We start from the raw sequence: 17792 nt of genomic DNA on the forward strand, positions 1-17792 counted from the left end.
TTCGACTAAGTCAATTATTATTTGTTGTACAACTCTACGATTAATTGTTCTTTAATGTTTTCTGGAATCTGAAGTCTTGCAGGTACAGAAACAAAAGTTCCTTCTTTAAGATCATTATTCCAAGTAATCCATTCATAAACATGACTTGAATTTGACAAAGAACGTTCGATAGCTTCTAAAGATTTAGATTTTTCACGAACTGCAACTTTATCACCAGGTTTAAGGTGGTAAGAAGCGATGTTTACAACTTCACCATTAACAGTAACGTGTCTGTGAGAAACTAATTGTCTAGCTCCTCTTCTAGAAGGAGCAATACCCATTCTAAAAACAACGTTATCTAATCTTGCCTCACATAATTGTAAAAGAACTTCACCAGTAACACCTTTAGTAGCTGATGCTTTTTTGAATAAATTTCTGAATTGTTTTTCTAAAATTCCGTAAGAATATTTAGCTTTTTGCTTTTCCATTAACTGAACAGCGTACTCAGATTTTTTACCTCTTTTTTTTGCCATCCCGTGTTGTCCAGGTGGGTAATTTCTTTTTTCGAAAGATTTGTCATCTCCGAAGATTGCTTCGCCAAATTTACGAGCAATTCTAGTTTTAGGACCAGTATATCTTGCCATTTCTAAAAAATTAAATTTAAGGTAGAGATTATGAATTCAGGTCAAATCCTTCGATAATCTATATTCTACCTTGTTATACTATAATAAATAAATTAAACTCTACGTCTTTTCGGAGGACGACATCCGTTGTGAGGCATTGGAGTAACATCGATAATCTCAGTAACTTCAATTCCACCGTTATGAATAGAACGAATAGCAGACTCACGTCCGTTTCCTGGTCCTTTTACATAAACTTTTACTTTTTTAAGTCCTGCCTCAAGAGCTACTTTACTACAATCTTCTGCTGCCATTTGAGCTGCGTACGGAGTGTTCTTTTTAGAACCTCTGAAACCCATCTTACCAGCTGAAGACCAAGAAATAACTTCACCTTTCTTATTTGTCAAAGAAATGATAATGTTGTTGAAAGTGGCAGAAATATGAGCTTCACCCGTTGATTCAACGATAACTTTACGTTTTTTTGCAGTTGCTTTAGCCATATTACTTATTATTTAGTTGCTTTTTTCTTGTTAGCAACAGTTTTTCTTTTACCTTTTCTTGTTCTAGAGTTGTTTTTAGTTCTTTGTCCTCTTAACGGAAGACCAGATCTATGACGGATACCTCTGTAACAACCAATATCCATTAAACGTTTGATGTTTAAAGAAACCTCAGAACGTAATTCTCCTTCAATTTTGTAAAATGAAACAGCATCACGAATCGCTCCGATCTCATCATCATTCCAATCTTGAACTTTTTTGTCTTGGCTAACTTGAGCTTTTTCTAAAATCTCAATAGCTCTACTTCTTCCTAATCCAAAGATATAGGTAAGTGCTATAACACCTCTTTTATTTTTTGGGATATCTACCCCTGCTATTCTTGCCATAATTATCCTTGTCTTTGTTTAAATCTAGGATTCTTTTTGTTTATTACGTACAATCTCCCTTTTCTACGCACAATGATGCACTCGGGACTTCTCTTTTTTACTGATGCTCTAACTTTCATAGTGAATATCCTTTAATATCGATAAGTAATTCTTGCTTTTGACAAATCATAAGGGCTCATTTCCAGTTTCACTTTATCACCGGGTAATAATTTGATGTAATGCATACGCATCTTACCAGAAATATGAGCAATTACAATATGTCCATTTTCTAACTCCACACGGAACATCGCATTTGACAATGCTTCAATAATTGATCCGTCTTGTTCTATTGCTGATTGTTTTGCCATAAATATATTAAGCTACTGCTTTTCTATTTTTACCAGTCTTCATTAAACCATCATAATGTTTGTTTAACAAGTATGAATTGATTTGCTGAATAGTATCTATTGCAACTCCAACCATAATTATTAATGAGGTACCTCCAAAAAACATTGCCCAAGATTGTTGTACATCCATAATACTTACAACAATAGCTGGGAACACAGCAATCAAAGCAAGGAATAAAGATCCTGGGAAAGTTATTAAAGACATCACTTTATCTAAGAAATCTGAAGTTTCAGCACCTGGACGAACTCCCGGGATAAAACCACCGCTTCTTTTCAAATCATCAGCCATTTTGTTAGTAGGAACAGTAATTGCAGTGTAGAAAAATGTAAATACAATAATTAAAGTTGCAAATACAAAATTATACCAAAAACCGAACATATTACTAAATGCTCCAACAATAGATTGTGATGTGTCTGATTTAGACAATCCAGCTACAGCTGCAGGTATAAACATAATTGCCTGAGCAAAAATGATTGGCATAACTCCAGAAGCATTAAGCTTAAGAGGAATCCATTGTCTATTACCACCTGCTAAATCTTGCTCATAATCACCAGTTGTTGTACGACGAGCGTATTGAACCGGAATTCTACGTACTGCCATTGTAAGCAATACACAAGCAATAATCACTAATAACCACACAATAATTTCAATAACTAATAACATTGGACCTCCATTGTTATTGGTAACTCTCGTTGTAAACTCTTGAATAAAAGCTTGAGGTAAACGAGCTAAGATACCAACCATAATTAATAATGAAATTCCATTTCCAATACCTTTATCCGTAATTTTCTCTCCAAGCCACATAGCAAAGATTGTACCTGTCACTAAAATGATAACAGATGAGAACAAAAATTCAGGAGAATTAAAGCCTAGTAAGAATGCACTACCAGGCAATGTTCTGTATAAATTATAGATATAAGTTGGACCTTGAACCAGTGTAATAGCTATAGTCAACCAACGAGTGATTTGATTAATCTTTTTTCTACCACTTTCTCCATCGTTTTGAAGTTTTTGCAAATAAGGAATAGCAATTCCCATCAACTGAACCACAATAGACGCAGAAATATAAGGCATAATACCTAAAGCAAAAACTGAAGCTTTAGAGAAAGCACCCCCAGTAAACATGTCTAGGATAGATCCTAAACCATTTTTAGTTTGTCCCGCTAAACCAGTTAATTGAGTTGCGTCAATCCCAGGAAGCGTAACGTGTGCACCAAAACGATATACTAAAAGCAATCCTAATGTAATTAAGATTCTATTTTTCAGTTCTTCGATTTTCCAAACATTACTTATTGATTCAATAAATTTCTTCATCTTAATAGATAAGTTATATAGTTACAGCTTCTCCACCAGCAGCTTCAATAGCAGCTTTTGCAGTAGCAGTAAATTTGTGGGCAGTTACTTTTAATTTTGCTTTCAATTCTCCTCTACCTAAAATCTTAACGATTTCATTTTTGGTAGCTAGACGATTTGCTACGAAATCTGTCATAGAAACAGAATCAGTAATCACACCATTGTCTACTAATAATTGAAGCGTATCTAAATTAACACCTTCGTATTCTTTACGATTGATGTTTGTGAAACCAAACTTAGGCACACGTCTTTGAAGTGGCATTTGCCCTCCTTCAAAACCAATCTTTTTAGAATAACCAGAACGAGACTTTGCTCCTTTGTGACCTCTTGCAGCAGTGCCACCTTTTCCAGAACCTTCTCCTCTACCTAATCTTTTATTTTGATTGTGCGTTGATCCTTCAGCTGGTTGTAAGTTACTTAAATTCATAACAGTATTTGTTATTTAGCTTCTTCAACAGAAACTAAGTGTTTAACTTTGTTTATCATACCAAGGATAGCAGGGTTTGAATCATGCTCTACAACTTGTCCCATTTTACGTAGACCTAAAGCTTCCAAACCTCTCTTTTGAGAAAGAGGACAGTTGATTTTGCTTCTTACTTGTTTTACTAATAATTTAGCCATAATTTCCTTGAATTAACCTTTAAAAACTTTTTCTAAAGAAACACCTCTTTGTTTTGCAACAGTGTGAGCGCTTCTCATTTGTAATAAAGCATCAAAAGTTGCTTTCACTACGTTATGAGGATTTGATGATCCTTGAGATTTAGATAATACATCGTGAATACCTACTGATTCAAGAACTGAACGAACAGCTCCACCAGCAATAACTCCTGTACCATGAGAAGCAGGAATTAAGAATACACGTGCACCACCAAATTTACCTTTTTGTTCGTGAGGAACAGATTGTCCATTCAAAGGAATTTTTACTAAATTTTTCTTAGCATCTTCTACTGCTTTCGCAATTGCTTCAGAAACGTCTTTAGATTTTCCTAATCCGTGACCAACTACTCCATTTTCATCACCTACAACTACAATAGCAGAAAAACCGAAAGCTCTACCACCTTTTGTAACTTTAGTAACACGATTAACACTTACCAGACGATCTTTAAGTTCAAGACCACTTGGTTTTACCAATTCTACATTTTTGTATTTAGACATAATATATTAGAATTTAAGTCCAGCCGCTCTTGCGCCTTCTGCTAATGATTTAATACGACCGTGATATAAATAACCTCCTCTATCAAAAGTGATGGTATCAATCCCAGCTTTTAACGCTTTTTCAGCAACTAGTTTTCCAACAGCAGCAGCTACTTCAACGTTAGTACCTTTTCCTATTTCTTTTTCTCTTGAAGATGCAGCTAATATAGTAACTCCATTTACATCATCAATAAGTTGAGCGTAAATTTCTTTGTTACTTCTAAATACAGATAGTCTTGGGTTAGTAGCAGTACCACTAATCGATTTTCTAATTCTGAATCTAATTCTCTGTCTTCTATCAGATTTTGTTAATGACATAATCTTATTTTTTAAGCTGATTTACCTGCTTTTCTTCTTAATACTTCACCCACAAATTTAACACCTTTTCCTTTGTATGGCTCAGGCTTACGGAAACCTCTGATTTTCGCAGCAACCTGACCTAAAAGTTGTTTATCAAATGATGTTAATTTTACGATAGGGTTTTTACCTTTTTCAGATATTGTTTCTAAAGCTACTTCTGGAGCAATTTCTAAAACAATATTGTGAGAATATCCAAGTGCTAAATCTAATTTTTGACCTTGGTTTGAAGCTCTATAACCAACTCCAACTAATTCTAGTTCTTTAGTAAAACCTTCCGATACACCAACAATCATATTATTGATTAATGATCTGTATAATCCGTGTTTTGCTCTTTGGTCTTTATGATCAGACGATCTTTCAACTTGAACCTGATCGCCTTCAACTGTTACAGTTACGTCCGAAAACTCCTGAGTTAGTTGACCTTTTTTTCCTTTTACTGTAATAATACCGTCTTTAACTTCTACAGTTACGCCAGCAGGGACTACAATTGGGCTTTTACCTATTCTTGACATCTTATTTAGTCTTTAAAATTAGTATACGTAACAAATTACTTCACCACCTACATTTAATTGTTTCGCTTGTTTTCCAGTCATAAGACCTTTTGAAGTTGAAACAATTGCAATTCCTAATCCATTAAGGATTCTTGGTAATTTGGCAGCACCTGCATATTTACGTAAACCAGGTTTACTAATTCTTTGGATATCTTTAATTACAGGCTCTTTAGTATCTTTATCATACTTTAAAGCGATTTTGATAGAACCTTGAACAGTGTTCGTCTCAAATTTGTAACTCAAGATATAACCTTGATCAAATAAGATCTTAGTTATTTCTTTTTTAAGATTAGAAGCTGGAATTTCAACAACTTTGTGGTTTGCAGCCACAGCGTTACGAACTCTAGTCAAATAATCTGCAATAGGATCTGTATACATATGTATTTGATTGCGATTATGGTTTTCGGGAGGCACTCGCCTCCCGAACCTTTAATCAATTAAAAATTATTTTTTGGTTTGCAAAAGTAGTAACTTATTGCGAGATTACCAAGACGCCTTTTTAACTCCAGGAATTAATCCATTATTAGCCATCTCACGGAAAGTTACACGTGAAATACCAAATTGACGAATATAACCTCTTGGTCTGCCTGTTAATTTACAACGATTGTGTAAACGAACTGGTGAAGCATTTTTCGGTAATTTTTGTAAACCTTCAAAATCTCCAGCTTCTTTCAAAGCTTTTCTTTTCTCAGCATACTTAGCTACCGTTTTCTCTCTTTTCACCTCACGGGCTTTCATTGATTCTTTAGCCATGTCTTAATTCTTTTTAAAAGGTAATCCTAATTCAGCCAATAATGACTTTGCTTCCTTGTCTGTCTTTGCAGTGGTAACAAATGTAATATCCATTCCAGAAATTTTGTTTACTTTGTCAATATCAATTTCAGGGAAAATGATTTGCTCCAAAACTCCAAGATTGTAATTACCTCTTCCGTCGAAACCAGTAGCTTTGATACCACTAAAATCTCTAACGCGTGGCAAAGCAGAAGTAATAAGTCTATCTAAAAACTCATACATTCTTTCACCACGTAAAGTAACCTTTGCTCCAATAGGCATCCCTTTTCTCAATTTGAAAGACGCAACGTCTTTCTTTGAAATTGTAGATACTGCTTTTTGTCCAGTGATCTTTGTTAACTCATCAACTGCATAGTCAATAAGTTTTTTATCAGATACAGCTGCACCAACTCCACGGCTCAAAACGATTTTTTCAAGTTTTGGAACTTGCATTACGTTTGTATATCCGAATTCCTCTTTAAGAGCAGAGATTACTCTACTCTTATATTCTTCTTTTAGTCTAGGTGTATATGCCATTACTATAGTACTTGATTAGATTTTTTTGAAAATCTTACTTTCTTATCTCCTTCTACTCTAATACCAACTCTAGTTGTTTCCTTTGTTTTAGGATCAATTAGTGAAATGTTAGATATTTGTATAGAAGCTTCTTTCTTAACGATACCACCTTGAGGGTTTTTAGCACTTGGTTTTGTATGTTTCGAAACCATGTTTACACCTTCAACTATCGCTTTATTTTTCTCACGGTAAACACGTAAAACTTTACCTTCAGCACCTTTATGGTCTCCAGCAATAACTCTTACGATATCTCCTGATTTTATTTTTAGCTTTATCATCTTAAAACGAATTAAAGCACTTCTGGTGCTAATGATACAATTTTCATGAATTGTTTTTCACGAAGTTCTCTTGCTACCGGACCAAAAACACGAGTTCCTCTCATTTCCCCTGCAGCGTTCAAAAGAACACATGCATTATCATCGAAACGGATATAAGAACCATCAGCTCTTCTCACTTCTTTTTTGGTACGTACAACAACTGCAGTTGAAACAGCTCCTTTTTTAACGTTACCGTTAGGAGTTGCATCTTTAATAGATACTACAATCTTGTCACCAACAGAGGCATACCTTCTTTTGGTACCTCCTAAAACACGGATAGTTAAAACTTCTTTTGCTCCCGTGTTATCTGCTACTTTTAGTCTTGATTCCTGTTGTACCATAATTATTTAGCTCTTTCTAAGATTTCAACTAATCTCCAACATTTTGTTTTACTTAAAGGACGCGTTTCGCTAATTCTTACAGTATCTCCAATGTTACAGTCGTTTGTTTCGTCGTGTGCAACGTATTTCTTTGTTTTCAACACGAACTTACCGTATAATGGGTGTTTTACTTTTCTTACTTCAGCAATAACAATAGACTTATCCATTTTATTTGAAGTAACAACACCTATTCTTTCTTTTCTTAAATTTCTTTTTTCTTCCATCTTTCAGCAGAATACAATTATTGTAACTCTCTTTTAGTTAACTCTGTAGCTAATCTTGCAACTGTTCTTCTTACACTTCTAATTTGAAGTGGGTTCTCAATTGGAGAAATAGCGTGAGCCATTTTTAGGTCAGCATATATTTTCTTAGTTTGACTAAGTTTTTCTTGCAACTCCGCTGCAGAAAGATCTTTTATTTCTGATTGTTTCATAATATAAATTTAATTATGCTTCGAAATCTCTAGCAACGACGAATTTAGTTTTTACTGGAAGCTTTTGAGCTGCAAGACGTAAAGCCTCTTTTGCAACTGATAAAGGAACTCCTCCAACTTCAAACATAATTCTTCCGGGTTTAACAACGGCAGCCCAATATTCAACGGCACCTTTACCTTTACCCATACGTACCTCAAGAGGCTTCTTAGTAATTGGTTTGTCTGGAAATATTTTGATCCATAATTGTCCTTCTCTCTTCATGAAACGAGTTGCAGCAATACGCGCAGCTTCGATTTGACGAGACGTTAAGAACATTCCATCTTCATGTACAGATTTAATACCAAACATTCCATTAGAAAGTTCATGCCCTCTTTGAGAGTTACCTTTCATTTTACCTTTCTGTACCTTACGGTATTTTGTTCTTTTAGGCTGTAACATTTTTCTTTAGTTTAAAAATTTACTTTCTTTTACGAGCGTCTGGTTTTCCACCTTTATTAAAAGGTTTTCTATCTCCTCTCGGAGAATCGCCACCTTTACCACCACCAGTTCCAGATTGTTTTTTATCCATTCCTGCAAGTGGAGAAAGATCTCTCTTTCCATAAACTTCACCTTTCATGATCCATACTTTGATCCCCATTCTACCATAAGTAGTATGAGCTTCAGCCAAAGCATAATCAATGTCAGCTCTGAAAGTTGATAGAGGAATTCTACCTTCTTTGAAACCTTCTGAACGCGCCATCTCAGCACCATTCAAACGACCAGAAATCAAAACTTTGATACCTTCAGCGTTCATACGCATAGAAGCAGCTATAGCCATTTTGATTGCACGTCTGTAAGAGATACGGCTTTCGATTTGACGAGCGATGCTTGTCGCCACAAGATAAGCATCTAATTCAGGTCTTTTAATTTCAAAGATATTGATTTGAACCTCTTTGTCAGTAACTTTCTTAAGTTCTTCTTTTAACTTGTCTACCTCTTGTCCACCTTTTCCGATAATGATACCAGGTCTAGCAGTAGTGATAGTAACGGTTACAAGTTTCAAAGTTCTCTCGATGATTACTTTTGATACACTAGCTTTTGATAAACGAGCGTGGATATACTTTCTGATTTTGTGATCTTCGGCAAGTTTATCACCGTAATCATTTCCACCATACCAGTTTGAGTCCCACCCTCTGATGATACCAAGTCTATTTCCAATTGGATTTGTCTTTTGTCCCATGCTGCTTAAGAATTGCTTTGTGTGTTATTGATAGCTCCAAGCACGATTGTTACGTGATTAGAACGTTTTCTTATTCTGTGTGCACGACCTTGTGGAGCTGGACGAAGTCTTTTCAACATCATTCCACCATCTACTCTGATCTCTTTAACAAATAATCCAGCTTCTTCTAAATTACCTTCACTATTTTTTTGCTCCCAGTTATTGATTGCAGATAATAATAGTTTCTCTAATTTTCTTGAAGCTTCTTTAGAACTGAATCTTAAGATGTTAAGTGCTCTTTCTACCTTCTGACCTCTTACCAAGTCCGCTACTAAGCGCATTTTTCTAGGTGAAGTAGGGCAGTTATTCAATTTTGCGAAAGCAATAGACTTATTAGCCTCTTTTCTCGCATCTGCTGTTTCTCTTTTACGAACTCCCATTGCTTCTTATTTTTTACCTTTATTTTTTGCTCCAGCATGACCTCTAAAAGATCTAGTTGGTGAAAACTCTCCTAATTTGTGACCTACCATGTTTTCTGTTACGTAAACTGGTACAAATTGACGACCGTTATGAACTGCGATTGTTTGTCCAACGAAATCTGGAGTAATCATAGAAGCTCTAGACCAAGTCTTAACTACACTATTTTTACCACTTTCTACGTTTTCCTGAACTTTCTTGTCTAACTTATAATGAACGAAAGGTCCTTTTTTTAATGAACGTGCCATATCTTATTATTTCTTTCTACGTTCTACGATATACTTGTTACTCGGGTTTTTCTTAGAACGAGTTCTATAACCTTTTGCTGGTATTCCATTTCTTGAACGTGGATGTCCACCAGAAGAACGTCCTTCTCCACCACCCATTGGGTGATCAACAGGGTTCATTGCAACAGGTCTTGTTCTAGGTCTTCTTCCTAACCATCTTGTTCTACCAGCTTTTCCTGATACAACTAATTGGTGGTCTGAATTAGAAACAGCTCCAATTGTAGCCGAACAAGTTAACAAGATCAATCTTGTTTCACCAGATGGCATTTTAATTGTAGCATATTTTCCATCTCTTGCCATTAATTGAGCAAATGTACCAGCTGAACGAGCGATTACCGCACCTTGACCTGGACGTAACTCAATACAAGAGATTACAGTTCCTAAAGGAATTCTGCTTAAAGGCAATGTATTACCAATTTCCGGTTGAGATTCTGGACCAGAAACTAATTTCTGACCAACTTTCAATCCGTTTTGAGCAATTACATAAGTTTTCTCTCCATCAGCATAAGCTAATAAAGCGATAAATGCAGTACGATTTGGATCGTATTCGATTGATTTCACTGTAGCCGGAATTCCGTCTTTAGTTCTTTTGAAATCAATAATACGATATCTCTGCTTGTGACCACCACCCGTATAACGCATGGTCATCTTTCCTTGACTATTTCTACCTCCAGAGTTTTTTATCGGCGCTATCAAAGAGCGTTCCGGCTTATCAGTTGTAATGGCGTCATAACCATTCACAACTCTAAATCGCTGACCTGGGGTAATAGGTTTTAATTTTCTTACTGACATTTTTCTATCTTAGATATTGTTGTAAAAATCAATTGTTTCTCCTTCTTGTACTTGAACAATCGCTTTCTTAATTGCATTTGTCTTTCCACTGATCAAACCACTTTTAGTGTATTTAGTAGTTCTATCCGGTCTTACGTTCATCGTGTTAACTGAAACGATAGTTACTCCATAAGCAGCTTCAACAGCTTTCTTAATTTGAACTTTGTTTGCTTTTTTGTCAACAACGAATCCGAAGCGGTTTAAAACTTCACTTTCTTTGGTTACTTTTTCTGTTACTATAGGTCTAATTATGATACTCATATTCCTATTATTTGCTTAAATTTTCTTCAATTAACTCCAAAGAACCTTCTAAAAGCACTAAATTGTTAGTGTTTAAAATATCGTAAGTGCTTAATTCTGAGCTAGTTACGACATTAGAAGCCTTTAAATTGCGTGAGGACAAATATACATTTTTATTCGACTCTCCCAACACAAATAGAGATTTTTTATTTTCTAACCCTAAAGCTTTCAAAACGTTAATGAAATTTTTAGTGTTTGGCGCTTCAAAATTAAAGTCTTCAAGAACGATGATATTCGCCTCTTTTGCTTTGATTGAGAAAGCTGATTTTCTAGCCAATCTTTTCAAAGATTTATTCAATTTAAATGAATAACTTCTTGGTCTTGGTCCGAAAACTGTTCCACCACCTTTAAACAATGGATTCTTAATACTTCCCGCACGAGCCGTACCAGTTCCTTTTTGTTTTTTAATCTTACGCGTACTTCCTGTCACTTCAGCTCTTTCTTTAGCTTTGTGAGTCCCTTGTCTTTGATTAGCAAGATATTGCTTAACATCAAGGTATACAGCGTGATTGTTTGGTTCAATTGCGAATACTGAATCAGAAAGTTGAACTTTTCTTCCAGTATCTTTTCCGTTGAAATCTAATACTTTTACTTCCATTACTTCTGAATGATTACATAAGAGTTTTTATGTCCAGGAACACATCCTTTAATAACAAGTAGGTTCTTTTCGGCTACTACTTTTAAAACTCTAAGGTTTTGTACTTTTACATTATCTCCTCCCATTCTTCCAGCCATACGCATTCCTTTGAACACTCTAGATGGATAAGAAGAAGCTCCCACAGAACCTGGCGCTCTTAAACGGTTATGTTGTCCATGAGTTGCTTGACCAACACCACCAAATCCGTGACGTTTTACAACACCTTGAAAACCTTTACCTTTAGACACACCTTGTACATCTACAAATTCTCCTTCAGCAAAAATAGAAACATCAATAAGATCTCCTAATTTTTGTTCAGTTGCGAAATCTTGGAATTCAACGACTTTTTTCTTAGCAACAGTTCCAGCTTTTTTAAAGTGACCTAAAGCCGCTTTAGTAGAATGTTTCTCGTTTTTGTCATCGAAACCTAGTTGCAACGCTTCGTACCCGTCAACACCTTTGGTTCTGACTTGGGTAACAACACACGGCCCAGCCTCGATTACTGTACAAGGAATGTTTTTCCCGTTTTCGTCGAAAATACTAGTCATGCCGATTTTTTTACCAATTAACCCAGACATAAATATTAATTATTAATTACTAAAATTCCCTTCAATTTGAAAATAACAGAAATTTCCAAACAGGGAGTGCAAAAGTAGACATTAAAATTGAATATACCAAACAGTTACAAAAATTAAATCGCTCATTATCAAAATTCAAGCTCCAAAGCTTCACTCAAACATCTTGCTTTAAATATAAAAATCCGTCATAATCATTTTAACTTACTAAAACATTTTTCTTAACAATTACACAATCTTAACTTCAAAAACAGTCCGCAAAGCCCTAACTAAAAGACATTTCACTCAAAAATAGAATATCAATAATCTAAAAGTTCCTGATTAAAAATTATAAAACAAGAAATTATAACAATAAAAAAAGCGAGACATTACTGTCTCGCTTTTTTATATAAAATATAATAAAAAATTATACTTTTATTTCTACTTCAACTCCACTTGGCAATTCAAGCTTCATTAATGCATCAATAGTTTTAGATGAAGATGAATAAATATCAATCAATCTCTTGTATGACATTACTTCAAATTGCTCTCTCGCTTTTTTGTTAACGTGCGGAGAACGTAACACAGTGAAAAGTTTTTTGTGAGTTGGTAACGGAATTGGACCCGTTACAACTGCTCCAGTAGTTTTTACTGTTTTTACGATCTTTTCAGCAGATTTATCTACCAACATGTGATCGTAAGATTTTAGTTTTATTCTGATTTTTTGACTCATTTTCTTAAGAATTAAGCGTTACCTTTTGCTTTTTTAATTACAGCTTCTGAAATATTAGAAGGCGTCTCTGCATAATGTGAAAACTCCATTGTTGAAGTAGCTCTACCAGAAGATAATGTTCTTAATGTTGTTACATATCCAAACATCTCTGACAAAGGCACATCAGCCTTAATAGTTTTAGCACCATTTCTGTCACCCATGTCATTAACCTGACCTCTACGACGGTTGATATCACCTACGATATCTCCCATGTTTTCTTCAGGAGTAATAACCTCCATTTTCATGATAGGCTCAAGAATAATAGCTCCAGCAGCCTTAGCCACTTCTCTATAACCCATTCTTGCTGCTAATTCAAAAGAAAGCGCATCAGAATCGACAGGGTGGAAAGATCCGTCTGTCAAAGTTACTTTCAAACTATCCACTTGATAACCAGCCAAAGGACCAGTTTTCATAGCTTCACGGAAACCTTTTTCTACAGAAGGGATATATTCCTTAGGAACGTTACCACCTTTTACTGCATTAATAAACTGTAATCCAACAGGAACTTTTCCATCAACTTCATCAGCTGGCTCAAGTGTAAATACGATATCACCGAATTTACCACGACCTCCTGATTGTTTTTTGTAAGTTTCTCTGTGTGTTGCAGTTCTTGTAAACGCTTCTTTATACTCAACTTGAGGCTCACCTTGGTTCACTTCAACTTTAAATTCACGTTTCATACGATCTACCAAGATATCTAAGTGAAGCTCACCCATACCAGAGATAATAGTTTGCCCTGAAGCCTCATCTGTTCTAACAGTAAATGTTGGATCTTCTTCAGCTAATTTAGCCAAAGCCATACCCATTTTATCAACGTCAGCTTTAGTTTTAGGCTCAATTGCAATACCAATTACCGGTGCAGGGAATTTCATAGACTCAAGAATGATTGGGTGTTTTTCATCACACAATGTATCTCCAGTTTTGATATCTTTAAATCCAACAGCAGCTCCAATATCTCCAGCCTCAATATATTCGATTGGATTTTGTTTGTTAGCGTGCATTTGGTAGATACGAGAAATTCTTTCTTTACTTCCTGAACGAGTGTTCAAAACATAAGAACCAGCATCTAAACGCCCTGAGTAAGCACGGAAGAAAGCTAAACGACCTACGAATGGGTCAGTAGCAATTTTAAATGCTAAAGCAGCGAACGGCTCTTTTACATCTGGACGACGTAAAATCTTAGTTTGATCTTCCTCTAATAATTCAGCATCATCAGGATGAATCCCTTCGATACCTTCTTTATCCATTGGAGAAGGCAAATATTTACAAACAGCATCCAACATAAACTGAACTCCTTTATTTTTGAAAGAAGAACCAGCAATCATCGGGATGATAGCCATGTCCATAGTCGCAGCTCTAAGCGCATTGTTAATTTCCTCCTCTGTGATAGAATCTGGATCTTCCATATACTTATCAAGCAAGTTCTCATCGTAATCAGCAACTGCTTCAATAAGAATATCTCTATATTCTTTAACTTCAGCAACCATATCAGCAGGAATCTCAACAATATCAAAAGTCGCCCCTTGAGTTGCATCATGCCAAATGATAGCTTGATTTTTTACTAAATCCACAACACCTTTGAAATCATTTTCTTCACCAATTGGCAAAGTGATCGCAACAGCATTTGACTTCAACATATCACGAACTTGTTGACAAACAGCCAAAAAGTTAGATCCTTGACGGTCCATCTTGTTAACGAATCCCATACGAGGAACTCTATATTGATCCGCAAGTCTCCAGTTAGTTTCTGATTGTGGCTCAACACCATCAACAGCACTAAACAAGAAAACTAATCCATCAAGCACACGCAAAGAACGGTTTACCTCTACAGTAAAGTCAACGTGCCCAGGAGTATCAATAATATTAAAGTGGTATGGCAATGAGTTTGGCAAAAGCTTACCTTGCTCAGTTGGGAAATTCCACTCACAAGTTGTAGCAGCAGAAGTAATTGTAATACCTCTTTCTTGCTCTTGCGCCATCCAGTCCATTGTTGCAGCACCATCGTGTACTTCACCAATTTTATGTGATTTTCCAGTATAAAAAAGGATACGCTCAGTTGTTGTTGTTTTACCAGCATCAATGTGAGCAGCAATTCCGATATTTCTTGTATATTTTAAATCTCTAGCCATTTCTTACGAATTAAAATCTAAAGTGAGAGAAAGCTTTATTAGCTTCTGCCATCTTGTGAGTATCCATTCTTTTCTTAACCGCAGCACCTTCTTCTTTAGCAGCAGCTAAACATTCTGACGCTAAACGTTGTGCCATAGATTTTTCATTTCTTCTTCTAGAATAAAGTATCAACCACTTCATTGCCATAGAAATTTTTCTGTCTGGTCTAATTTGCATTGGAATTTGAAATGTAGCTCCACCTACTCTACGACTACGTACTTCTACGTGAGGCATAACGTTAGTTAAAGCATCTTTCCAAATTTCTAATGAAGATTTTTCTGAATCTTGCTTCTTAGATTCGATGATATCAATTGCATCATAAAATACTTTGAAAGCTGTAGATTTCTTACCGTCCCACATTAAGTTGTTCACAAAACGTGTTACCAATTGGTCGTTAAACCTCGGATCTGGTAAAAGTGGTCTTTTCTTTGCCGCTCTTTTTCTCATGTCTTTTTCTTAAAAGTTTTAAATTACTTTTTTGCTTCTTTTGGGCGTTTAGCACCGTACTTAGATCTTCTTTGCGTTCTTCCTGCAACCCCTGACGTGTCAAGCGCTCCACGAACGATATGATATCTAACACCTGGTAAATCTTTTACCCTTCCGCCTCTAACTAATACTATCGAGTGCTCTTGTAAATTGTGTCCTTCTCCAGGGATGTAAGCATTCACCTCATTACCATTTGTCAAACGTACACGCGCAACTTTACGCATTGCAGAGTTTGGTTTTTTTGGTGTAGTAGTGTAAACACGCGTACAAACCCCTCTTCTTTGAGGACAAGAATCTAAAGCAACCGATTTACTCTTCTTAGTTATCTGAGTTCTTCCTGTTCTTACTAATTGTTGAATTGTTGGCATAATTAATACTAAAAATTTATTATGTATATTAAATTCCCGCTTTTTACGGGGTTGCAAATGTATAAAATATTTTTCACTATACAAACGTTAATCCATTAATTTTCAATAACATTATTTAAGCTTATCTTTTTAGAAACAAACGACATATATTTTCAATACTTTTAACAAATCAAATTATTCCCTTTGAAACAACTTTTATACATACTCATTTCCTGCATAAGTATTTCTGGTTACGCACAAAATTTTCATTTAAAAATAAATGGATCCAACTCAGATGAAACAAAAATTATTGATTCTCTGAATTATTCCAAAAACCATCTTAACATAAAATCACTTTTTATAGAACTAAAAAACATTTCTGATAAATTATCAAAAAACGGCTACTTAGACAACCGAATAAGAGAAACTACCCAAACAAACGACAGCACCTACACCTCAATCATAACCCTTAAACAAAAGATAAAATACATACATATATATATAGGTACAAAAAATCCACTTTTTAGCACAGGAGAAACCAAAAACGATACTTTAATTATTGCATATCAAGAAGTCGAAAACTATCTAAATCAAAAAATACTTGACGCGGAAAAAAAAGGCTTTGCTTTAAACAAAATAAACCTCGAAAATATCCAAAGAAAAAACCAAACGATTTATGCTGATCTAAACTTTAAATCCGAAAAAAAAAGAATAATTAATTCGATTATTATCAACTATTCAGATAATAACAAAAGTGATATTTTTCCAAAAGGACATTTAATACAACTCAATAAAAAATACATCAATCGGACTTTTAACCAGGAAACAATCAAAGAATTAAATAATGATTTAAATAATTTTGAATTTATCAAACAAACAAAATACCCTGAGATTCTCTTCACAAATGATTCAACTAAAGTTTATACCTATATAGAAAAAAGAAAGGCTAACAGTTTTGACGGGTATATTGGATTCTCAAATGATGACAACAAAAAAACAACCCTGAATGGATATCTTGATATTGCGCTACTAAACACTTTGCATGCCGGCGAACAATTTTCATTGTATTGGAAAAGCGATGGTAATCAACAAAAGACATTCAATACCAAAATAGAAATACCATACATATTCAATTCCTCGATAGGAATAAAAGCCCAATTAAACATCTTTAAACAAGATAGCACTTTTCAAAACACTAAAACAGCAATAGACCTAGGCTATTATCTAAATTACAATTCAAAAATTTATATTGGATACCAATCAACAGAATCAAGCGACATTCAAAACACTAACAACTCCACAATTAGTGACTTCAAAAACTCGTATTTTACTTGTAGTTTTGATTACAAAAAACCAGATTATACAAACAATCTTTTTCCGAAAAAAGCATCTTTATTTTTTTTAACAGGATACGGAAAAAGAAACACAAACAATGATCCGGAAACTGCAGAATCAAGCAATCAGTTTTACGGCAATATTAATGCATCTTACAACTTCGAACTAAACAAAAAGAATTTCGTTTATGTTAATTCACAAAATTTCTATTTAAAAAGCAAAAATTACATTACAAACGAACTATTTCGATTTGGAGGAATGAATTCAATTCGAGGTTTTTCAGAAAACAGCCTTCAAGGAAACAATGTAAATTTACTTCTAACGGAATATCGATATTTAGCCTCTAACAACTTATTCCTACATAGCATTCTTGATTATGGAATTTACCAGGATCAGACCTCACTGGGAAATTATAAAAAAATTAATACTTTACTCTCCTTCGGAGTAGGATTTGGATTGTTAACAAAAAATGGGCTTTTACGAGTGATAATAGCTAATGGCAGCACAAATAATTCTAAAATAAAATTTTATAACAGTATACTAAACATATGTTATAATGTTAAATTTTAACCTTTTACTTAAATCTGTTAACAA

General features: G+C 34.7%; 31 protein-coding genes. 1 reads left to right on the forward strand and 30 read right to left on the reverse strand.

Annotated elements, in window-relative coordinates:
• Positions 1-17 precede the first annotated feature (17 nt).
• From rpsD to rpsL, 30 genes are all read right to left on the reverse strand, one after another.
• Positions 18-623 carry a 30S ribosomal protein S4 gene (gene rpsD / locus IRZ99_RS10640; RefSeq protein ID WP_026982953.1) on the reverse strand — a complete coding sequence of 202 codons (606 nt, stop codon included), beginning with the start codon at positions 621-623 and terminating at the stop codon, positions 18-20.
• A gap of 92 nt (positions 624-715) precedes the next feature.
• Positions 716-1099 (reverse strand): 30S ribosomal protein S11, encoded by a 384-nt coding sequence (gene rpsK, locus IRZ99_RS10645; protein WP_007803677.1) that lies wholly within the window; start codon positions 1097-1099, stop codon positions 716-718.
• 8 nt (positions 1100-1107) lie between these two features.
• Entirely contained in the window at positions 1108-1482 is a 375-nt protein-coding gene (gene rpsM, locus IRZ99_RS10650) for a 30S ribosomal protein S13 (protein ID WP_007803675.1), read from the reverse strand.
• Positions 1483-1484: 2 nt separating this feature from the next.
• On the reverse strand, positions 1485-1601 hold the full coding sequence (gene ykgO, locus IRZ99_RS10655) for a type B 50S ribosomal protein L36 (RefSeq protein WP_072945378.1): 117 nt from the start codon (positions 1599-1601) through the stop codon (positions 1485-1487).
• 12 nt (positions 1602-1613) lie between these two features.
• Entirely contained in the window at positions 1614-1829 is a 216-nt protein-coding gene (gene infA, locus IRZ99_RS10660; protein ID WP_007136545.1) for a translation initiation factor IF-1, read from the reverse strand.
• 7 nt (positions 1830-1836) lie between these two features.
• Positions 1837-3183: a preprotein translocase subunit SecY gene (gene secY, locus IRZ99_RS10665; RefSeq protein WP_056195286.1), complete on the reverse strand. Its 1347-nt coding sequence runs from the start codon at positions 3181-3183 to the stop codon at positions 1837-1839.
• 13 nt (positions 3184-3196) lie between these two features.
• Positions 3197-3649, reverse strand: coding sequence for a 50S ribosomal protein L15 (rplO, locus tag IRZ99_RS10670; RefSeq protein WP_026982954.1), 453 nt, complete (start codon positions 3647-3649; stop codon positions 3197-3199).
• An 11-nt stretch (positions 3650-3660) separates the two neighbouring features.
• Positions 3661-3843 (reverse strand): 50S ribosomal protein L30, encoded by a 183-nt coding sequence (rpmD, locus tag IRZ99_RS10675; RefSeq protein WP_017495010.1) that lies wholly within the window; start codon positions 3841-3843, stop codon positions 3661-3663.
• Between the two features lie 12 nt (positions 3844-3855).
• Complete coding sequence (gene rpsE / locus IRZ99_RS10680; protein WP_085950926.1) at positions 3856-4380, reverse strand: 30S ribosomal protein S5; 525 nt, start codon at positions 4378-4380, stop codon at positions 3856-3858.
• Between the two features lie 3 nt (positions 4381-4383).
• Complete coding sequence (gene rplR, locus IRZ99_RS10685; RefSeq protein WP_072974805.1) at positions 4384-4734, reverse strand: 50S ribosomal protein L18; 351 nt, start codon at positions 4732-4734, stop codon at positions 4384-4386.
• Positions 4735-4745: 11 nt separating this feature from the next.
• Positions 4746-5288: a 50S ribosomal protein L6 gene (rplF, locus tag IRZ99_RS10690; protein ID WP_072974807.1), complete on the reverse strand. Its 543-nt coding sequence runs from the start codon at positions 5286-5288 to the stop codon at positions 4746-4748.
• An 18-nt stretch (positions 5289-5306) separates the two neighbouring features.
• On the reverse strand, positions 5307-5705 hold the full coding sequence (rpsH, locus tag IRZ99_RS10695; RefSeq protein WP_029272051.1) for a 30S ribosomal protein S8: 399 nt from the start codon (positions 5703-5705) through the stop codon (positions 5307-5309).
• A gap of 105 nt (positions 5706-5810) precedes the next feature.
• The gene (gene rpsN, locus IRZ99_RS10700) at positions 5811-6080 is read right to left on the reverse strand and encodes a 30S ribosomal protein S14 (protein ID WP_007803655.1); all 270 of its coding nucleotides are present in this window, start codon (positions 6078-6080) and stop codon (positions 5811-5813) included.
• A 3-nt stretch (positions 6081-6083) separates the two neighbouring features.
• Entirely contained in the window at positions 6084-6635 is a 552-nt protein-coding gene (gene rplE / locus IRZ99_RS10705) for a 50S ribosomal protein L5 (RefSeq protein WP_017495015.1), read from the reverse strand.
• Positions 6636-6637: 2 nt separating this feature from the next.
• Entirely contained in the window at positions 6638-6952 is a 315-nt protein-coding gene (gene rplX, locus IRZ99_RS10710; RefSeq protein ID WP_007803650.1) for a 50S ribosomal protein L24, read from the reverse strand.
• An 11-nt stretch (positions 6953-6963) separates the two neighbouring features.
• Entirely contained in the window at positions 6964-7332 is a 369-nt protein-coding gene (gene rplN / locus IRZ99_RS10715; protein ID WP_007803649.1) for a 50S ribosomal protein L14, read from the reverse strand.
• Positions 7333-7334: 2 nt separating this feature from the next.
• On the reverse strand, positions 7335-7595 hold the full coding sequence (gene rpsQ, locus IRZ99_RS10720) for a 30S ribosomal protein S17 (protein WP_007803646.1): 261 nt from the start codon (positions 7593-7595) through the stop codon (positions 7335-7337).
• Positions 7596-7612: 17 nt separating this feature from the next.
• The gene (gene rpmC / locus IRZ99_RS10725; protein WP_007803639.1) at positions 7613-7804 is read right to left on the reverse strand and encodes a 50S ribosomal protein L29; all 192 of its coding nucleotides are present in this window, start codon (positions 7802-7804) and stop codon (positions 7613-7615) included.
• 13 nt (positions 7805-7817) lie between these two features.
• Positions 7818-8243, reverse strand: a complete 426-nt coding sequence (gene rplP, locus IRZ99_RS10730; protein ID WP_007803637.1) for a 50S ribosomal protein L16 — start codon at positions 8241-8243, stop codon at positions 7818-7820.
• 19 nt (positions 8244-8262) lie between these two features.
• Positions 8263-9024: a 30S ribosomal protein S3 gene (rpsC, locus tag IRZ99_RS10735; protein ID WP_007803635.1), complete on the reverse strand. Its 762-nt coding sequence runs from the start codon at positions 9022-9024 to the stop codon at positions 8263-8265.
• Positions 9025-9029: 5 nt separating this feature from the next.
• A complete protein-coding gene (rplV, locus tag IRZ99_RS10740) occupies positions 9030-9443 on the reverse strand; it encodes a 50S ribosomal protein L22 (protein WP_007803631.1) in 414 nt (137 codons plus the stop codon).
• 6 nt (positions 9444-9449) lie between these two features.
• The gene (gene rpsS, locus IRZ99_RS10745; protein WP_012022488.1) at positions 9450-9728 is read right to left on the reverse strand and encodes a 30S ribosomal protein S19; all 279 of its coding nucleotides are present in this window, start codon (positions 9726-9728) and stop codon (positions 9450-9452) included.
• A 6-nt stretch (positions 9729-9734) separates the two neighbouring features.
• The gene (gene rplB / locus IRZ99_RS10750; protein ID WP_007803623.1) at positions 9735-10559 is read right to left on the reverse strand and encodes a 50S ribosomal protein L2; all 825 of its coding nucleotides are present in this window, start codon (positions 10557-10559) and stop codon (positions 9735-9737) included.
• Positions 10560-10568: 9 nt separating this feature from the next.
• The gene (gene rplW / locus IRZ99_RS10755; RefSeq protein WP_017495018.1) at positions 10569-10859 is read right to left on the reverse strand and encodes a 50S ribosomal protein L23; all 291 of its coding nucleotides are present in this window, start codon (positions 10857-10859) and stop codon (positions 10569-10571) included.
• A gap of 7 nt (positions 10860-10866) precedes the next feature.
• Positions 10867-11496, reverse strand: coding sequence for a 50S ribosomal protein L4 (rplD, locus tag IRZ99_RS10760; RefSeq protein ID WP_194657266.1), 630 nt, complete (start codon positions 11494-11496; stop codon positions 10867-10869).
• On the reverse strand, positions 11496-12113 hold the full coding sequence (gene rplC, locus IRZ99_RS10765; RefSeq protein WP_007803612.1) for a 50S ribosomal protein L3: 618 nt from the start codon (positions 12111-12113) through the stop codon (positions 11496-11498). Before rplC ends, rplD begins: the two co-directional genes overlap by 1 nt.
• 403 nt (positions 12114-12516) lie before the next feature.
• Positions 12517-12822: a 30S ribosomal protein S10 gene (rpsJ, locus tag IRZ99_RS10770; protein WP_007803605.1), complete on the reverse strand. Its 306-nt coding sequence runs from the start codon at positions 12820-12822 to the stop codon at positions 12517-12519.
• An 11-nt stretch (positions 12823-12833) separates the two neighbouring features.
• Positions 12834-14990 (reverse strand): elongation factor G, encoded by a 2157-nt coding sequence (gene fusA, locus IRZ99_RS10775; RefSeq protein WP_026982959.1) that lies wholly within the window; start codon positions 14988-14990, stop codon positions 12834-12836.
• A gap of 10 nt (positions 14991-15000) precedes the next feature.
• The gene (gene rpsG, locus IRZ99_RS10780) at positions 15001-15477 is read right to left on the reverse strand and encodes a 30S ribosomal protein S7 (RefSeq protein WP_007803600.1); all 477 of its coding nucleotides are present in this window, start codon (positions 15475-15477) and stop codon (positions 15001-15003) included.
• Positions 15478-15500: 23 nt separating this feature from the next.
• A complete protein-coding gene (gene rpsL / locus IRZ99_RS10785) occupies positions 15501-15884 on the reverse strand; it encodes a 30S ribosomal protein S12 (protein WP_007136570.1) in 384 nt (127 codons plus the stop codon).
• Positions 15885-16067: 183 nt separating this feature from the next.
• On the opposite strand from rpsL, the gene IRZ99_RS10790 reads away from it, so the two are divergent.
• The gene (locus tag IRZ99_RS10790; protein WP_228519071.1) at positions 16068-17768 is read left to right on the forward strand and encodes a ShlB/FhaC/HecB family hemolysin secretion/activation protein; all 1701 of its coding nucleotides are present in this window, start codon (positions 16068-16070) and stop codon (positions 17766-17768) included.
• Positions 17769-17792: the final 24 nt, after the last annotated feature.

This window comes from Flavobacterium sp. LC2016-12, assembly GCF_015351595.1.
GTDB lineage: Bacteria > Bacteroidota > Bacteroidia > Flavobacteriales > Flavobacteriaceae > Flavobacterium.

Excerpts from the sequence above, each read along its gene's own strand:
- rpmD (WP_017495010.1), bottom strand. The coding sequence starts at position 3,843 with ATGGCTAAATTATTAGTAAAACAAGTAAGAAGCAAAATCAACTGTCCT.
- rpmC (WP_007803639.1), bottom strand. The coding sequence starts at position 7,804 with ATGAAACAATCAGAAATAAAAGATCTTTCTGCAGCGGAGTTGCAAGAA.
- rpsH (WP_029272051.1), bottom strand. The coding sequence starts at position 5,705 with ATGTATACAGATCCTATTGCAGATTATTTGACTAGAGTTCGTAACGCT.
- rpsD (WP_026982953.1), bottom strand. The coding sequence starts at position 623 with ATGGCAAGATATACTGGTCCTAAAACTAGAATTGCTCGTAAATTTGGC.
- rpsJ (WP_007803605.1), bottom strand. The coding sequence starts at position 12,822 with ATGAGTCAAAAAATCAGAATAAAACTAAAATCTTACGATCACATGTTG.
- infA (WP_007136545.1), bottom strand. The coding sequence starts at position 1,829 with ATGGCAAAACAATCAGCAATAGAACAAGACGGATCAATTATTGAAGCA.
- rpsM (WP_007803675.1), bottom strand. The coding sequence starts at position 1,482 with ATGGCAAGAATAGCAGGGGTAGATATCCCAAAAAATAAAAGAGGTGTT.
- rpsS (WP_012022488.1), bottom strand. The coding sequence starts at position 9,728 with ATGGCACGTTCATTAAAAAAAGGACCTTTCGTTCATTATAAGTTAGAC.
- ykgO (WP_072945378.1), bottom strand. The coding sequence starts at position 1,601 with ATGAAAGTTAGAGCATCAGTAAAAAAGAGAAGTCCCGAGTGCATCATT.
- rplV (WP_007803631.1), bottom strand. The coding sequence starts at position 9,443 with ATGGGAGTTCGTAAAAGAGAAACAGCAGATGCGAGAAAAGAGGCTAAT.
- rplD (WP_194657266.1), bottom strand. The coding sequence starts at position 11,496 with ATGGAAGTAAAAGTATTAGATTTCAACGGAAAAGATACTGGAAGAAAA.
- rpsL (WP_007136570.1), bottom strand. The coding sequence starts at position 15,884 with ATGCCAACAATTCAACAATTAGTAAGAACAGGAAGAACTCAGATAACT.
- rpsG (WP_007803600.1), bottom strand. The coding sequence starts at position 15,477 with ATGAGAAAAAGAGCGGCAAAGAAAAGACCACTTTTACCAGATCCGAGG.
- secY (WP_056195286.1), bottom strand. The coding sequence starts at position 3,183 with ATGAAGAAATTTATTGAATCAATAAGTAATGTTTGGAAAATCGAAGAA.
- rplW (WP_017495018.1), bottom strand. The coding sequence starts at position 10,859 with ATGAGTATCATAATTAGACCTATAGTAACAGAAAAAGTAACCAAAGAA.
- rplB (WP_007803623.1), bottom strand. The coding sequence starts at position 10,559 with ATGTCAGTAAGAAAATTAAAACCTATTACCCCAGGTCAGCGATTTAGA.
- rplE (WP_017495015.1), bottom strand. The coding sequence starts at position 6,635 with ATGGCATATACACCTAGACTAAAAGAAGAATATAAGAGTAGAGTAATC.
- rpsK (WP_007803677.1), bottom strand. The coding sequence starts at position 1,099 with ATGGCTAAAGCAACTGCAAAAAAACGTAAAGTTATCGTTGAATCAACG.
- rpsN (WP_007803655.1), bottom strand. The coding sequence starts at position 6,080 with ATGGCTAAAGAATCAATGAAAGCCCGTGAGGTGAAAAGAGAGAAAACG.
- rplF (WP_072974807.1), bottom strand. The coding sequence starts at position 5,288 with ATGTCAAGAATAGGTAAAAGCCCAATTGTAGTCCCTGCTGGCGTAACT.
- rplR (WP_072974805.1), bottom strand. The coding sequence starts at position 4,734 with ATGTCATTAACAAAATCTGATAGAAGACAGAGAATTAGATTCAGAATT.
- rplC (WP_007803612.1), bottom strand. The coding sequence starts at position 12,113 with ATGTCTGGGTTAATTGGTAAAAAAATCGGCATGACTAGTATTTTCGAC.
- rpsQ (WP_007803646.1), bottom strand. The coding sequence starts at position 7,595 with ATGGAAGAAAAAAGAAATTTAAGAAAAGAAAGAATAGGTGTTGTTACT.
- rplN (WP_007803649.1), bottom strand. The coding sequence starts at position 7,332 with ATGGTACAACAGGAATCAAGACTAAAAGTAGCAGATAACACGGGAGCA.
- rpsC (WP_007803635.1), bottom strand. The coding sequence starts at position 9,024 with ATGGGACAAAAGACAAATCCAATTGGAAATAGACTTGGTATCATCAGA.
- fusA (WP_026982959.1), bottom strand. The coding sequence starts at position 14,990 with ATGGCTAGAGATTTAAAATATACAAGAAATATCGGAATTGCTGCTCAC.
- rplP (WP_007803637.1), bottom strand. The coding sequence starts at position 8,243 with ATGTTACAGCCTAAAAGAACAAAATACCGTAAGGTACAGAAAGGTAAA.
- rplO (WP_026982954.1), bottom strand. The coding sequence starts at position 3,649 with ATGAATTTAAGTAACTTACAACCAGCTGAAGGATCAACGCACAATCAA.
- rplX (WP_007803650.1), bottom strand. The coding sequence starts at position 6,952 with ATGATAAAGCTAAAAATAAAATCAGGAGATATCGTAAGAGTTATTGCT.